Raw genomic sequence first — 14,739 nt, forward strand, 5'->3', positions numbered from 1 at the left:
AGCTTCGCTCGCTAGGCGTCCGACTCTGCCCAGCCGCAGTCGCGGTCTTTGTTTTGCACTTCCAGGTAATCCATCAGGGGCTGGAAGTAATCGATGATCGCGGAGGCATCCAGCTCGCGCTGTCCCGTCAGGGCCTCCATCGCATCCGGCCAGGGCTTGCTGGCGCCCATGGCCAGCATCTTGCGCAGTTTTTTGCCCGCCGCGTCATTCTTGTAGATAGAGCAGCGGTGCAGCGGGCCGGTTTCACCGGCGGCTTCACACAGCGCGCGGTGGAACTGGAACTGCTGGATGCGCGCCAGGAAATAGCGTGCGTATGGGGTGTTGCCCGGAATATGGTATTTGGCGCCGGGATCGAAATTGGCCTCGGTGCGCGCTACCGGCGGCGCAATGCCCTGGTATTCCTCGCGCAGCTTCCACCAGGCCTTGTTGTAGTCACCCGGCTGTACTTCGCCGTTGAAAACCTGCCAGCGCCATTTGTCCACCAGCAGACCGAACGGCAGGAAGGCAATCTTGTCCAGCGCCTGCTGCATCAGGAAACCGATATCCTTGCTCTCGTCCGGCACTTTGTCGAGCAGGCCAATTTGCTTCAGGTATTTCGGCGTGATGGACAGTGCGATGGTATCGCCCACCGCCTCGTGAAATCCGTCATTGGCGCCATCGCGATACAGGAATGGCTGATCCTGGTAAATGCGCTGGTAGAAGTTGTGCCCCAGCTCGTGGTGAATGGTCACCAGATCTTCACCGGTCTTGTTGATGCACATTTTGATGCGCACATCATTCTTGCCGTCCAGGTCCCACGCGCTCGCGTGACACACGACATCGCGGTCCCGCGGCTGCGTAAACTGGGAGCGCTCCCAGAAAGTCTCCGGCAGCGGTTTGAAGCCCAGCGAGGTGAAGAAGCGCTCACCCACTTTCACCATATCCTGTTCGTTCATGCCGGAATCGACGACCAGCTCGGTCAGGTCATAGGGCGCCTGCATATCGTCGTCTTTGACGATGTCATAGATATTGCCCCACTCCTGCGCCCACATGTTGCCGAGCAGGTGGGCGGGAATCTTGCCGTGCGGCGGCACCACGTTATCGCCGTAGTACTCGTTGAGCTTTGCACGCACGTGACAGTGCAGCGCCTTGTACAGCGGCTTCACCTTGTTCCACTGCGCATCCATATCCGCGGCGAAGGCATCCGGATCCATGTCGTACTTGGAGCGCCACATAACGCTCAGGTTGTCGTAACCCAGCTCTTTGGCGCCGGCATTGGCGATTTCGACTTCGCGCTCATACAGCGGCTTCATCGGCGGCGCCACTTTGCGCCAGCCGACCCACAGCGACTTGAGCTCTTCCGGATCGCGGCTCTTCGCCATGATCTGGCCCATTTCAGTCAGGGTTAAGCACTTCTCGTCGTCGCCCTCGCCCTTGCAGAATTTGCCAGCGCCGTACATGCCCTGCAGTTTGGAGCCAATCTGCGCCAGTTCCGCGGTCAGTTTCGGATCTTTCGGGGCCGGCAATACCAGGCCCTGCTTGAGCATGGTGAGCTGGCGGCGGGTTTCCGGGTCCAGGTCGACATCGTCGAACTTGGCCGCTTCAGAGGCGAGTTCCACCGCCATCGCGGTATAGCGTTCGGAAGCCAGTGACTCGACGTACTGGGAATCCATAATGATGTAAGTGGATGCCAGCCAGCTCGCGTGACTTGCCTCTTCGGACATCTTCGCGAGACGCTCCTGTGCATCCTGCAGGAATGCCTTGGCGTCTGCTGCCGTCAGCTCAGAACTATCCTTCGCGACAGCCTCCCCCGCGGGCTTGGCCGAGCTATTCACTTCAGCGGTAGCAGTCGCTGACTGGGCAGACTCCTGTTCGGGCGGCTTGGAGTCGCAGCCGGCGAGGGCCACAGTTGCGGCGATGGCCAGGGCAATCTTTTTCATCAGATTTCTCTTGTCGTTATTAGATTCAGGGAATTATGTCGTCGTTTATAGCATATCCGCGCTGATAGCGGATTTACGGCGCCAGAAATCCGGGAAGGATGGCACAGGTTTCAGCAAAATCAGGTCGAATCGCTCAATATGGCGAAATTGCTTTCAGCGCATGCAAACCGGGCACACAGCGCAGGAATCAAGGAATCGAACAAGGGGGGGGAGGGAATTAAGGAGGCAGCCCAACCAGCAACACCCTCGGCACATGATACCACTGCTACCGTTGCTCCCTTCCGGGCCTGGCGGGGTTCACAGCTGTTCATTGCGAGGGGACCGGAAGGGCCGCCACAACATCCTTCGATCCGAACCGGCAAGCGGTAGCATCGAAGAGGGCGCGATTATAGAGACTCAGCGGCGCGAGTTCCAGCCCCATCCGCACTTCTCTACACTGTCGGGATTTCCAGACTTCAGCAGCGCGAAATATCGGCAGCGGTCTGTGTGACCACAAGTCCTCTATGGGACAGTCCTTCGGGTTATACTGTGCCCCGCAACGCATTCGCCATTTCCAGACCCAGAGTTACCCATGCACCTGTTTGTCGATAACCTCACTAATGTCGATTTCAGCTACCTCGACCACCGGCGCGGCCTGGTGGGCGAAACCTGGTTGGCCAACGCCGTTCTCGACGGCGCGCTCGACGAGCAGGGTATGGTGTGTGATTTTGGCATTGTGAAAAAAACCCTGCGCCACTGGCTGGACGACCAGCTCGATCACCGGCTCCTCGTCCCCAGCCGATCCCCGCACCTGCAACTCGCACAGAGCGAGGACGCCATCGAACTGCGCTGGCAGCTGGATAACGGCGGCCAAATTCAGGTCAGCGGACCGGCGCAGGCATTCGCCCTGGTAGAGGCCGAATCCATCGACATGGACAGCGTCGCCCGCTGGAGTGTGCAGCAGCTGGCCAGCGCCTTCCCCACCAGTGTCGAGCGACTGCAGCTCTCATTCGACTGCGAGGAAATAGCCGATGCGTTTTACCACTACAGTCACGGACTGAAAAAGCACGACGGCAACTGCCAGCGCATTGCCCATGGGCACCGCTCCCGCATCCAGATATTCCTGGATGGAGAGCGCAGCAGCCGTTGGGAGGAGCAGTGGGCCAGGCGCTGGCGGGATATCTACCTGGGCACCCGCGAGGACCTGACCGCAGCGGCAGGCGCCGACCTGGCGTTCGCCTACCGGGCGCAGCAGGGGCAATTTACCCTCAGTATCCCCGCCGACCGCTGTGAACTGGTGGACTGCGACACCACGGTTGAACAGCTGGCCCAGTACATCGCCGACCAGATCGCCGCGGTGGAATCCCACCGCAAAGTCTGTGTGCGAGCTTACGAAGGCATCGGCAAGGGCGCCATCGCCTATGCGCGGCACACATAAGCCGGGCACTCTTCGCTCGGCCGGGCCCATCGCAGGCCATGGCGGCGCCCGAACAGTGAAATCCGAGTAGCGACAGAAGTGACACCTTGAACCTGATCATCCTCGAGCCGGGCGATTTCGTCGCACCGGGGCGGGTGCGCCTCAGCGGACGCCGCCAACAACACATACAGCAGGTTCACCGGGCCGCTATCGGCGATACCCTGCGCGTAGGGCTGCTCGACGGCGACATCGGCAGCGGCCAGATTTCTGACCTGAGCGAAAGCGGTATCGAGTTGCAGGTAGAGTTTCAGTCCGCCCCTCCCGCTGCCCTGCCCCTGACACTGATCCTGGCGCTGCCACGCCCCAAGATGCTGAAGCGAGTCATCCAGCACGCCACCGCCCTCGGCGTAAAGAAGCTCTACCTGATCAACGCCTATCGGGTGGAAAAGTCTTATTGGCAGACCCCATGGCTGGCGGAAGACAAACTGCGCGAGCAGTGCCTACTGGGGCTGGAACAGGCCGTGGATACGCGTATGCCGCAGATCGAGCTGCGCAAACGCTTCAAACCCTTTGTGGAGGACGAGCTTCCGGAAGTCGCTGCCAACTCACTGAAACTCGTCGCCCATCCGGTCACGGAAGCGCCCTGCCCCGTGGATCTGCCCGAACCCGCCACCCTGGCCATAGGTCCCGAGGGGGGATTCATCCCCTATGAAGTGGAAAAGCTACAGGAGCAGGGCTTTGCCGCGGTGCATCTGGGCCCGCGCATCCTGCGCGTGGAGACGGCGCTGCCGGTATTGCTGAGCCGCCTGTATCCCGGGCGCTGAACAGCCATTTTTTGCGGGCAATAAAAAAGCCGCGTAAAGACGCGGCTAAAAATAGGTGGCTCCCGCCACCGGGTCTCACAGAGCGGGGCGCGGGGGAGCGCCCCTGGGGAGAAAGACTGGAACAGACGACAAGCGCGTTACCGATGTTCTGTTTCAGACAAATCCCACGCGGCCGCAATGCGGCCGCAGGTCATCAGGCTGCAGCACCTTCCGCCACGGCGGATTTCTGCAGCGCCAGTTTCGGATCCACGTACTCGTAACCCAGTACATCGGCCACGGCTTCGTAGGTCACCATGCCGGCGTGGACGTTCAGGCCTTCCAACAGGTTGGCATCGTCCAGCAGCGCCTGCTTGGCACCCTTGTTGGCCAGTGCCACGGCAAACGGCAGGGTGGCGTTGTTCAGGGCCATGGTGGAAGTCCGCGCGACACCGCCGGGCATGTTGGCTACGCAGTAGTGCACAACGCCGTCGACAACGTAAGTCGGCTCCTGGTGCGTGGTCGCCTTGGAGGTTTCGAAGCAACCGCCCTGGTCGATGGCCACGTCCACAACCACAGCGCCCTTCTTCATGCGGCTGATATGGTCGCGGGTCAGCAGCTTCGGTGCCGCAGCGCCCGGGATCAGTACCGCACCGATCACCAGATCGGATTCCAGCGCGTGTTTCTCGATGGCGTCGTTGGTGGAGTACTCGGTGCGCACGGCGCCGCCGAAGATATCGTCCAGCTGGCGCAGACGCGGCAGGGAGCGATCCAGAATGGTGACGTCAGCACCCATACCCAGCGCCATCTTGGCTGCATTGGTACCTACAACACCGCCGCCGATAACCAGTACCTTGGCCGGGGCAACACCGGGAACGCCGCCCAGCAGAACACCGAGACCACCCTGGGCTTTTTCCAGGTGGTGCGCGCCGCACTGTACGGACATACGACCGGCAACCTCGGACATCGGCGCCAGCAGCGGCAGGCCGCCAAAGCGATCAGTAACGGTTTCGTAAGCGATGCAGGTAGCACCGGATTTCACCAGCAGTTCGGTCTGCTTGGGATCGGGCGCCAGGTGCAGGTAGGTGTACAGCAGTTGGCCCGGACGCAGCATTTCACATTCGTGGGGCTGCGGCTCTTTCACCTTGACGATCATCTCGGCAGTGGCGAAGATCTCTTCCGGTGTATCGATGATTTTGGCACCCGCCTGCTCGTACATTTCGTCAGTAAAGCCGATGGCAGAGCCGCCGTCTTTTTGCACGATGACCTCATGACCGTGGCCAACGAGCTCACGAACACTCGCCGGCGTCAGGCCGATGCGGTACTCGTGGTTCTTGATCTCTTTCGGGACACCTATCAACATTTTTTCTACTCCTCGTTTTATGGCAGATGCGCCGTCATTCCAGATCGGGGCCACTCGACCCGTTTCTGCGATTTCACCCAGTATAGGACCGCCCTTGAAGTGAATTTATGTTAGATTTCATACATAACTAGTGGAATCCACTATTAATGGCATTAGAGAGCCTATTTTTCGAGCAAAACAACCTCCTGGGAGCACCCTATGCGCAAGCGCGCCAGTGAACTGAGTACTATCGACCGCAACATTCTGCGCGTGCTGCAAAAGAACGGGCGCACCAGTTTCGCCGAGCTGGCCCGAAATGTGGGCCTGACTGCGACCCCCTGCGTGGAGCGGGTCAAGCGCCTGGAGAACGACGGGGTTATCCAGGGCTACACGGCCCTGATCAACCCGGAGTTTCTCGACGCGGCACTGGTGGTGTTCGTGCAGATCCGCCTGAACCGCTCCGCCCAGGACGCCTTCGAGGAATTCCGCAACGCCGTGGCCGCCCTGCCGGAAGTGCAGGAGTGCTACCTGGTATCGGGCAACTTCGATTACCTGATCAAGGCGCGGGTGGCAGACATGAACGCCTACCGCAAATTCTATGGGGAGACCCTACTGACCCTGCCGGAAGTGCAGGAGTGCACCAGTTACGTGGTCATGGAGCAGGTGAAGGAGACGCTGGAAGTGCCGGTACACTACAACCGCTGACACGGCCGGCAAGAGGTAACAGCGGCTGGCAGCCGCTGACCCGGATATTTGGGGGAGCGCAGGCTGCGCCTCAGTAGCGGATACCGAGTTTCCGATAGATAAAACCGATCACCCAGGCCGGGCCAATCAGCAGGAACTGCAGGTCCTTGAAGAAAGAGGGTTTCTTGCCCTCGATATGATGCCCGACAAACTGGAAGACCCACATGATCACGAACAGCACCAGCGACACTATCCAAACCGAATAGCCGAGCCGGTCCACAATGGACCAGCCCCACAAGCAAACCACGCTAATCGCGGTCATGCCCAGCGCCAGCGGGAAAGACATCAGCAGGTAGAACAGCAGCGTCGGCACCAGTGCCACCACGGCCCAGTTGAGCCAGGGGATGGACGCCATAAAGGCCGGCTGGGGAATCGACCAGAGAAGGCCCACTACGGTGGCGTAGATGACCGGTACGGCGATCCAGTGAATGCCCTTGTTGATCGGATTCTGGTGGCTCTCGCCGTACTCGGCAAACCACTGCTGGGCGCTGCGCATGCTCTCGACCTCAATATTGTTATTGTCTCTCGGGCCCAATAATCAGCGAACAGTGACCAATTATCAATGTGTATTCACCGGCGCACATAGGCATCCAGCTGCTGCCGGTACAGCTCCGCCATCGCCTCGTCAAAGCAGCAAAAGATGACCGTCTGCGGTTGGGTATCCCGGTCGAAGTGCGCCTGCACCTCCTCCACGGCGATTTCCACCGCTAGTTCCGGCGGGTAGTCGTAGACGCCGCAACTGATCGCCGGGAAGGCGATACTGCGCATGTTCTCGCGCCGCGCCAGGGCCAGGCACTGGCGGTAACAGCTGGCCAGCAACTCGGGCTCGCCGAGATTGCCGCCGCGCCATACCGGCCCGACCGTGTGGTAGATACGTTTGACGGGAATGGAAAAGGCGGGTGTCGCACGCACCTCGCCGACAGGACAGCCGCCAATCTCGCGACAGGCTTCGAGCAAGCGGGGCCCCGCTGCGCGGTGAATGGCCCCGTCTACACCGCCACCGCCGGCCAGGTGCTGGTTGGCGGCATTAACGATAACATCGACGTGTAATCGAGTGATATCACCGACATGGACTTCGATCACTCAGTTTCTCCAACCGCGTTTTTGCTTGCATCACTGCGGATGGAAATCCGTTTCGCGTCGCGACAGTAGTGCCACAACCGGCCTCTGCGGATTCAGGCCTCGGCGGCACATGCGCAAGGCGACAGCTCTGCCTCCCGCTCTGCCCACGTCGATGGGGCGCCTGTCCGCCTGCGAAACCGCGGGATCACCCCATCAGTTCGCGGTGGCGCGACGAGACGGCCACGGGGCATTTCGTCATTGCGCTTACTATGACGATAGCAGCTGCGGAGAAAACGAAGCCCGGCAGCAACTCGTAAACATCGAATATGCCACCGGACAACTGCTTCCAGATCACCACCGTGAGTCCACCGACCACGACGCCGGCAATGGCGCCAGCGCCGGTCATGCGCGACCAGAACAGGCTGATCAGGATCGCCGGGCCAAAGGCCGCGCCGAGTCCGGCCCAGGCATAGGCCACCACGTCCAGCACTTTGGATTCCGGATCCAGTGCCACCCACACCGCGATCAGTGACAGCGCCACCACCGCCCAGCGCCCCACCTTGACCATCGCCTCGGGGGTGGTCTCGCGCCCCAGCCAAACGTGATAAATATCCTCCGCCAGCGCCGCCGAGGACACCAGCAGCTGGGAATCCGCGGTACTCATAATGGCCGACAGGATGGCCGCCAGCAGCACACCGGCCACCAGCGGATGGAACAGCGCACCCACCAGTTCAATGAAGATGCGCTCGCCGTCCGGCAGCACCTGCTGCAGCTCCAGACGACCGAACAAACCCACCGCCATGGCCCCGAGAAAGCCCGCCAGCGACCACACCGCCGCTACCGAGGCCGCCGCCGGCACGTCGTCGGGACTGCGCACGGCCTTGAAGCGGGCGAGAATGTGCGGCTGGCCGAAATAGCCCAGCCCCCAGGCCAGCGAACTCAATATCGCCGCCACCCCCAGCGCCTGGCCGGTGTTGTCGGTCATCCAGTGAGTCAGTTCCGGTGCCCGCTCCTGGAGCTGGCGCCAGCTGGCGGCAAAGCCGCCCTCGTCTTGAATCACGACGTAGGGAACGATCACCAGCGCCAGGCTCATCAGCAGCCCCTGGAAAACATCGGTCCAGGACACCGCCAGAAACCCGCCGAACAGGGTGTAGGAAATCACCGCCAGTGCACCGATGATCACGGCCACCTGATAGTTCCAGCCGAACACCGACTCGAACAGCTTGCCGCCCGCGATCAGGCCCGAGGCGACGTAAAACAGGAAAAATAGCAGGATGAAAATCGCGCAGATGGTGCGCAGGTATGGATGACTGAGGTTGAAGCGGCGGTGCAGGTAGGCCGGCAATGTCAGCGCGTCTTCCAGTTCAAAGGAATAGATCCGCAGTCGCCGCGCCATGGTGGTCCAGCTCAGCACAATTCCGGAAAACAGGCCGATCGCGATCCAGCCCGACGACAGACCGGCTGCGTAGGCCGCGCCGGGCAGTCCCAACAGTAGCCAGCCACTCATGTCCGAGGCACCGGCGGAGAGCGCCGCCACTGCCGGCGGCAACGAACGGCCACCGAGGAAGTAGTCACTGGCATCCTTGGTGCGCTGGTAGGCGTAGACACCGATCAACAGAATAAACGCCAGATAGGCAATGAAAGTCAGTGCGACGAGCCATTGTGCGGACATGGAGAATCCTTGTTTTTTTAAGTGTGGCGCCGAGATCGCCAGTGAGGGCCGCCTGTATTTGCTTCTATTTAGTGCAAGTGCGGCCCGCAGAATAGGCGCGGCAACCAATTATTGTGTTTATTGCGCGTAAATCTACTAATTAGCTGGCAGCAGCTCAATCCACAAACTACATATTGGGAAACACATGGAAAAACTGACAACACTATGGGCATTTGTTTGGACGAGCTGCGTCAACTGGTCATTCGTCCGACCCTCAAGCATCTGAGATCCTGGTCGCAGGGTATGGAAAACCTGCTGCTGGGTACCGCCGCACAGGAGTCACAGCTCGGCTTCCACCTCAAGCAGGGGCGGCGCCACGGTCTGGGTATCTATCAAATCCAGCCCCACACACACCGGGAGATCTGGGACGAATACCTGATCGATTTCCCGGCACTCGCCTCCAAGGTGCGCGGCCTCGCCAGCCAGCGCGATTTCCTCGACCACCCCCACAGTGAGCTGGCCACCAACCTGCGCTACGCCACCGCCATCGCCTGGCTGATTTACCGCTCTGCGCACGTGTACAAGGTCGATGAAACCGACGTGGCCAATATGGCGCGGCTGTGGCACCAGCACTTCCACCACGGCCCCACCGCCACTGCGCGCGACTTCGAATACAGTTACGCGCGACTGGTCAGCGCCGCCGACCCTACAGATTCAGCGCCTCGATATACTGGGGTGGTTCCTCCGCCTCCCCCTCGGGAATCCAGGAGCTCACGTGCCGTTGAACTGAATGCTCATCCCGCCCGGCAGCCGCTGGTGTAGACCGGTCCAGCTCCAGGCTTTCAAAATCGTACAGATCCCGGTCCGCCAGCTGTGACGGCGACACCCGCGACAGCGCCGCGAAGATATTCTCGCTGCGCCCCGGAAACTTGCTATCCCACTCCCGCAACATCTGCTTGATAGCCTGGCGCTGCAGGTTTTCCTGACTGCCGCACAGGTTGCAGGGAATGATCGGGAACGCCTTGTGCTCGGCGAAGCGCTCCAGGTCTTCCTCGCGACAATAGGCCAGCGGGCGAATCACGATATTGCGACCGTCGTCGGCGCGCAGTTTCGGCGGCATTGCCTTCAGGCGACCGCCGTAGAACATATTCAGGAACAGCGTCTCGACGATATCGTCCTTGTGGTGGCCGAGCGCCACCTTGGTCGCGCCGATTTCCTCGGCGAACCCGTAAAGGGTGCCGCGGCGCAGGCGCGAACAGAGTCCGCAGGTCGTCTTGCCCTCCGGCACCACTTCCTTGACCACCGAATAGGTGTCTTTCTCCACGATGTGATGCGGCACGCCCAGCGACTGCAGGTATTCGGGCAGTACATGCTCCGGGAAGCCCGGCTGCTTCTGGTCCATATTGACCGCCACCAGCTCGAAATGTACCGGCGCGGTTTTCTGCAGGTTCAGCAGAATATCCAGCATGGCGTAGGAATCCTTGCCGCCGGACAGGCACACCATAATCTTGTCGCCCTCTTCAATCATGTTGAAGTCGGCGATCGCGCGGCCCACATTGCGGCGCAGGCGCTTTTGCAGCTTGTTGAATTCCAGCCGTTCGCGGCGGTTTTCCAGTTCGGACATGGTGCTTCTCTTACTACGGGAGTAGGGACCCAAAACAACAGGTTAATGCGAAGGCGGTGCTGCCGGTGGCCTTTTGCGGGACCGTCTGCGGCCATGGACGGCCGCAGCCGAGCCTACAGGGACGTACTCGAAGCGTGTCCCGCAAAAGACCACCGGCGGGACAGCCGCCCCGGGACTCGTTCGGAGCCCCGCCAATCAGGCCGCGATTGTACGCATTTCGATCACGGAGTACACGACTGATCAGCCACTTCCTTGTCCAGCAGAACCTTGACGCACGGCCAGATATGCTCGAGCAGCGCCGGCTGGGCACTGGCAGTGGGGTGAATACCGTCATCCTGCATCGCGCCCTGCTGCAGGGCCACCGGCTCCAGGAAAAACGGCACCAGCGACACTTTCTCCGCCTCCGCCACCTTGGGGTACACAGCGGCAAAGGCCTCGGTATAGGCGCGGCCGTAATTCGGCGGAATGCGCATGCCCAGCAGTAGCACCTCCGCGCCCTGCCTTTCCGCCAGTTGCACCATCTGTTGCAAATTGCGCTGCAGCGCCTGGGGCGGATAGCCGCGCAGGCCGTCGTTGCCACCCAGCTCCACGATCAGCCAGCGCGGCTGGTGTTCTTTCAGCAAGCGCGGCAACCGCGCCAGGCCACCCGACGTGGTCTCGCCACTGATACTCGCATTGACCACCGCTACCGGGCTGTCACCGTGATCCAGGCGCTCGCGCAATAGTTGTACCCAGCCCTGCGCCTCGTCGATCCCGTAACCGGCGCTGATGCTGTCGCCGAGTACCAGCAGGGTGTCGGCTTCATTCGCCTGCGCCAGCGGGACAAACAGCAGCAAACACAGGCCGAAATGCGCCAGCCGGCACCGGAAAATTTTTGTCGTCATGTCATACTCTCCACTGCTTCTTGCGTATACATACCGGCGCGTGTCCCGGTTCGCAGCCCCCGAAAATAAGGAACAGTGTATGCCCGCCATGCTCAAGGCCGAAAACATTCACCACCGAGTCGCCACCAGCGAGGGCCCACTGACCCTATTAAATAATATTTCCCTGCAACTCGCCCGCGGCGAAAGCCTCGCCATCACCGGAGCCTCGGGCTCAGGCAAGTCCACGCTGCTCGGCCTGCTGGCCGGACTGGACAAGCCCAGTGACGGCCGCATCTGGCTCGCCGGCGAGGAGATCACTGCAATGGACGAAGAGCAGCGCGCGGCCGTGCGCGCCCGCTGCGTGGGTTTTGTGTTCCAGACCTTCCAGCTGCTACCGGGGCTGACGGCGCTGGAAAACGTCATGCTGCCCAGCGAATTGCGCGGCGAGCGCGGTGCGGACAAACGCGCCGCAGAATTCCTCAGCCGCGTCGGTCTCGAACACCGCCTGCATCACTACCCGCGCCAACTGTCCGGTGGCGAGCAGCAGCGAGTCGCCATCGCGCGGGCCTTCTGCAGTATCAGCAATACCGGCAGCGAGCACAGTGACGGCATCCTGTTCGCCGATGAACCCACCGGCAGCCTCGACGCCGGCAACGGCGAAAAAATCATCGACCTGCTGTTCAATCTCAACGCCGAATCCGGCACCACGCTGGTACTGGTTACCCACGAGCAGCGCCTCGCGGGGCGCTGCCAGGCACACCTGCGCATGGTGGCCGGTGAAATCACCGCCGCCGATAGCGCCAGTTCCGCCGATGTCCTCTCCAGTGGCAACCCGGGAGCGACCGCCTGATGACCCGATTCACGATGCTGCCACTGCGGCTGCTCGCGCGGGACTGGCGCGGCGGCGAACTGGCCCTGGTGGCCACTGCGCTGGTGCTGGCGGTGGCCTGCGTGACCGCCATCGCGCATTTCAGCGACCGTCTGAACCGCGCCATGCATATCCAGTCGCAGACTTTCCTTGCCGCCGAGCGCGTCATCAGCAGCAGCCGGCCGGTGAATGCCACCTGGCTCGACGAAGCCCGCAAACAGGGACTGCAACAGGCGCAGACAGTACAGTTCGCCTCGATGCTGTCCACCGGCGACCAATTCCAGTTCGCCTCGGTCAAGGCGGCCAGCGAAGGCTATCCACTGGTGGGCCACCTGGAAATGCGGCCCAACAGCGCGGACAGTAGCCGGGTCGTGCACGGCGGACCGCCCTCCGGCGAGGTGTGGTTGGAACCGCGGCTACTGCCCCTGCTCGGGCTCGCAATCGGCGACCGCGTGCAGCTGGGGGACTCCCATCTCAAGGTCACCGGCCTGCTCGACTACGAACCCGACAGCAGCAACAACCTGTTTTCCATGGGTGCGCGGGTATTGATGAATGCGGCCGACCTGAATGCCGCCAATATCATCCAGCCCGGGAGCCGCGTGCGCTACCGCTACCTGTTCGCCGGTGACGACGCGGCGCTGGACGCCTATTTCAAATGGCTGAAACCGCGCCTGACCGATCACCAGCGCGTAATTGATCTGCGCGAGGGCCAGCCGCGCGTGGCCTCCGCACTGGATCGCGCCGAGCGCTTCCTGTTTCTCGCCGGCAGTCTCGCAGTACTGCTCGCCAGTGTCGCCGTGGGGCTCGCCGCGCGCCGCTACAGCCTGCGCCACACCAGCTATGTCGCCGTCATGAAAAGCCTCGGCGCCGGTCGCGGCAAGGTTCTGCGCATCTATCTCGGCCAGCTGGCGGCACTGACGCTGCTCGCCACCCTCGCCGGCCTCGCCATCGGCACACTGGTACAGGCCCAGGCGGTGGCCATGATGGCGGATTTCTTCCCGGTGGATCCGCCCCCCAGTCACTGGCAGCCGCTGCTGGTGGGCGCCGTCACCGGTTTCGCTTGCGCACTGGGATTCGCCCTGCCGCCGCTGTTCCGCCTCGCCCGCACCGACCCGATGCAGACACTGCGCCGCGACTGGAGCAACCCGGACCGGCGCGAGTGGCTGGGCCTGATCCTGGGACCGACGTCGATGCTGGCCCTGATCTGGTGGCTGTCCGGCAGCCTCGCCATCACGCTGGCGCTGTGCACCGGCATGGCGCTGCTCGTGGGCGGCAGCGCGCTGGTAAATCAACTACTGGTGCGCGGCCGCCTGTCCGCACTGGGCGGCAGCTGGCGCATTGCCATCGGCAGCCTGCAGCGGCGCGCCGCATTCAATACGCTGCTGATTGCCGCATTCGGTACCGGCCTGCTGGCCATGCTGGCCCTGGTCTTTGCGCGCACCGCTCTGATCGATGAATGGCGCATGCAGCTGCCCGAAAAGGCCCCCAACCACTTTCTCGTCAATGTCGCACCGGGCGATGTGGAAAGCCTGCACCAGTTGCTCGCCGACAACGGTGTGACCAGCACCGAGTTTTACCCGATGGTGCGCGGGCGCCTGGTCGCCATCAACGGCACCCCGGCCAAGGAGCGCAAGAAACAGGACGGCGCGCTACGCCGCGAGCTCAACCTGAGCTGGACCGATACGCTCCCCGCCGACAACAAAATTCTCGAAGGCGCCTGGTGGGACAAGGTCGATCGCGGCGTTTCCGTGGAAGTAGAGCTGGCCGCGCGCCTCAACCTCAAGCTCGGCGATCTGTTGCGCTTCTCCATCGGCGGCCTGGAAGTGGAAGCGCCAATTACCAGCCTGCGCTCCCTCGACTGGAACAGCATGCGGCCAAATTTTTACATGATCTTCGCTCCCGGCGCGCTGGAGGATTTCCCGGCCACCTACATCACCAGTTTTTACCTGCCGCCGGAGCAGAAACTGCTGATCAACGATCTGGTGCGCGCCTACCCGAGCGTCACCGTGATTGAGCTCGACCGTATCATCGCGCGCATCCGCGACACCATCGACCAGGTCTCCCTGGCGATCGAGTCGGTCATGGTACTGATGCTGATTGCCGGCGTACTCGTGCTGATCGCCGGCGTGCGCGCCAGTATCGCCGAGCGTTTGCAGGAGGCCGCGATAATCCGCACACTGGGCGGCCGCCGGCGCCTGCTGCTGCAAAGCCTGCTGCTGGAATTCGGGTTGCTGGGCGTCGCCGCGGGCCTGCTGGCCGCCGCCGGGGCCGAAGCTACCCTGCTGGTTTTGGCGCAGCGGGTCTTCGACCTGCCGTTCAACCTCCACCCGATGCTGTGGATCCTGGGGCCGCTGTGCGGCGCGCTGCTGGTGGGTATCGCCGGCACCCTGGCCTGCCGCAGCTCGGTCAGCCAGCCGCCGCTAAAAGTGCTGCGGGAACTCGCCTAGGCAGCACAGCGACAGTTGAGCAA

Annotated in this window: 13 protein-coding genes and 1 other RNA gene; 6 read left to right on the top strand and 8 right to left on the bottom strand. The window is 62.0% G+C overall.

The features are described 5' to 3' along the window. Positions 1–11 precede the first annotated feature (11 nt). Together IG168_RS18165 and ffs are read right to left on the bottom strand one after the other, a co-directional pair. On the bottom strand, positions 12–1,919 hold the full coding sequence (locus tag IG168_RS18165) for a M2 family metallopeptidase (protein WP_193166026.1): 1,908 nt from the start codon (positions 1,917–1,919) through the stop codon (positions 12–14). A 229-nt stretch (positions 1,920–2,148) separates the two neighbouring features. After that, an RNA gene (ffs, locus tag IG168_RS18170) (signal recognition particle sRNA small type) lies at positions 2,149–2,246 on the bottom strand. Positions 2,247–2,490: 244 nt separating this feature from the next. Between ffs and IG168_RS18175 the strand changes: the two genes are divergently transcribed. Together IG168_RS18175 and IG168_RS18180 are read left to right on the top strand one after the other, a co-directional pair. Continuing rightward, positions 2,491–3,336 carry a 6-carboxytetrahydropterin synthase gene (locus tag IG168_RS18175; protein WP_193166027.1) on the top strand — a complete coding sequence of 282 codons (846 nt, stop codon included), beginning with the start codon at positions 2,491–2,493 and terminating at the stop codon, positions 3,334–3,336. An 86-nt stretch (positions 3,337–3,422) separates the two neighbouring features. Further along, positions 3,423–4,139, top strand: coding sequence for a 16S rRNA (uracil(1498)-N(3))-methyltransferase (locus IG168_RS18180; protein ID WP_193166028.1), 717 nt, complete (start codon positions 3,423–3,425; stop codon positions 4,137–4,139). A 193-nt stretch (positions 4,140–4,332) separates the two neighbouring features. Here IG168_RS18180 and ald read toward each other — a convergent pair whose 3' ends face one another. Further along, complete coding sequence (ald, locus tag IG168_RS18185; RefSeq protein WP_193166029.1) at positions 4,333–5,478, bottom strand: alanine dehydrogenase; 1,146 nt, start codon at positions 5,476–5,478, stop codon at positions 4,333–4,335. Positions 5,479–5,676: 198 nt separating this feature from the next. Between ald and IG168_RS18190 the strand changes: the two genes are divergently transcribed. Then, the gene (locus tag IG168_RS18190; protein WP_193166030.1) at positions 5,677–6,162 is read left to right on the top strand and encodes an Lrp/AsnC ligand binding domain-containing protein; all 486 of its coding nucleotides are present in this window, start codon (positions 5,677–5,679) and stop codon (positions 6,160–6,162) included. A 70-nt stretch (positions 6,163–6,232) separates the two neighbouring features. Here the strand turns inward: IG168_RS18190 and IG168_RS18195 are convergent, their stop codons facing one another. From IG168_RS18195 to putP, 3 genes are all read right to left on the bottom strand, one after another. Beyond that, positions 6,233–6,697 (bottom strand): Mpo1 family 2-hydroxy fatty acid dioxygenase, encoded by a 465-nt coding sequence (locus IG168_RS18195; protein ID WP_193166032.1) that lies wholly within the window; start codon positions 6,695–6,697, stop codon positions 6,233–6,235. Between the two features lie 74 nt (positions 6,698–6,771). Further along, positions 6,772–7,284 (bottom strand): O-acetyl-ADP-ribose deacetylase, encoded by a 513-nt coding sequence (locus IG168_RS18200; RefSeq protein ID WP_193166033.1) that lies wholly within the window; start codon positions 7,282–7,284, stop codon positions 6,772–6,774. Positions 7,285–7,468: 184 nt separating this feature from the next. Then, a complete protein-coding gene (gene putP / locus IG168_RS18205) occupies positions 7,469–8,935 on the bottom strand; it encodes a sodium/proline symporter PutP (protein WP_193166034.1) in 1,467 nt (488 codons plus the stop codon). A gap of 216 nt (positions 8,936–9,151) precedes the next feature. Between putP and IG168_RS18210 the strand changes: the two genes are divergently transcribed. After that, complete coding sequence (locus tag IG168_RS18210) at positions 9,152–9,736, top strand: hypothetical protein (protein WP_193166035.1); 585 nt, start codon at positions 9,152–9,154, stop codon at positions 9,734–9,736. Here the strand turns inward: IG168_RS18210 and ttcA are convergent. Beyond that, entirely contained in the window at positions 9,621–10,538 is a 918-nt protein-coding gene (gene ttcA, locus IG168_RS18215) for a tRNA 2-thiocytidine(32) synthetase TtcA (RefSeq protein WP_193166036.1), read from the bottom strand. The genes IG168_RS18210 and ttcA overlap by 116 nt on opposite strands. A gap of 221 nt (positions 10,539–10,759) precedes the next feature. After that, on the bottom strand, positions 10,760–11,422 hold the full coding sequence (locus tag IG168_RS18220; RefSeq protein WP_193166038.1) for an arylesterase: 663 nt from the start codon (positions 11,420–11,422) through the stop codon (positions 10,760–10,762). A gap of 79 nt (positions 11,423–11,501) precedes the next feature. Here IG168_RS18220 and IG168_RS18225 point away from each other — a divergent pair, with 79 nt between their 5' ends. Both IG168_RS18225 and IG168_RS18230 read left to right on the top strand, forming a co-directional pair. Further along, positions 11,502–12,251, top strand: coding sequence for an ABC transporter ATP-binding protein (locus IG168_RS18225; RefSeq protein ID WP_193166039.1), 750 nt, complete (start codon positions 11,502–11,504; stop codon positions 12,249–12,251). Further along, a complete protein-coding gene (locus IG168_RS18230) occupies positions 12,251–14,716 on the top strand; it encodes an ABC transporter permease (RefSeq protein WP_226877135.1) in 2,466 nt (821 codons plus the stop codon). The genes IG168_RS18225 and IG168_RS18230 overlap by 1 nt, the downstream gene beginning before the upstream one ends. Positions 14,717–14,739 lie beyond the last annotated feature (23 nt).

Origin of the sequence: Microbulbifer hainanensis, from assembly GCF_014904735.1 — a bacterium.
GTDB lineage: Bacteria > Pseudomonadota > Gammaproteobacteria > Pseudomonadales > Cellvibrionaceae > Microbulbifer > Microbulbifer hainanensis.

Bases quoted from the DNA above. Each gene is read 5' to 3' on its own strand.
- ald (WP_193166029.1), bottom strand. From the start codon at position 5,478: ATGTTGATAGGTGTCCCGAAAGAGATCAAGAACCACGAGTACCGCATC.
- ttcA (WP_193166036.1), bottom strand. From the start codon at position 10,538: ATGTCCGAACTGGAAAACCGCCGCGAACGGCTGGAATTCAACAAGCTG.
- IG168_RS18195 (WP_193166032.1), bottom strand. From the start codon at position 6,697: ATGCGCAGCGCCCAGCAGTGGTTTGCCGAGTACGGCGAGAGCCACCAG.
- IG168_RS18165 (WP_193166026.1), bottom strand. From the start codon at position 1,919: ATGAAAAAGATTGCCCTGGCCATCGCCGCAACTGTGGCCCTCGCCGGC.
- IG168_RS18225 (WP_193166039.1), top strand. From the start codon at position 11,502: ATGCCCGCCATGCTCAAGGCCGAAAACATTCACCACCGAGTCGCCACC.
- putP (WP_193166034.1), bottom strand. From the start codon at position 8,935: ATGTCCGCACAATGGCTCGTCGCACTGACTTTCATTGCCTATCTGGCG.
- IG168_RS18190 (WP_193166030.1), top strand. From the start codon at position 5,677: ATGCGCAAGCGCGCCAGTGAACTGAGTACTATCGACCGCAACATTCTG.
- IG168_RS18230 (WP_226877135.1), top strand. From the start codon at position 12,251: ATGACCCGATTCACGATGCTGCCACTGCGGCTGCTCGCGCGGGACTGG.
- IG168_RS18175 (WP_193166027.1), top strand. From the start codon at position 2,491: ATGCACCTGTTTGTCGATAACCTCACTAATGTCGATTTCAGCTACCTC.
- IG168_RS18220 (WP_193166038.1), bottom strand. From the start codon at position 11,422: ATGACGACAAAAATTTTCCGGTGCCGGCTGGCGCATTTCGGCCTGTGT.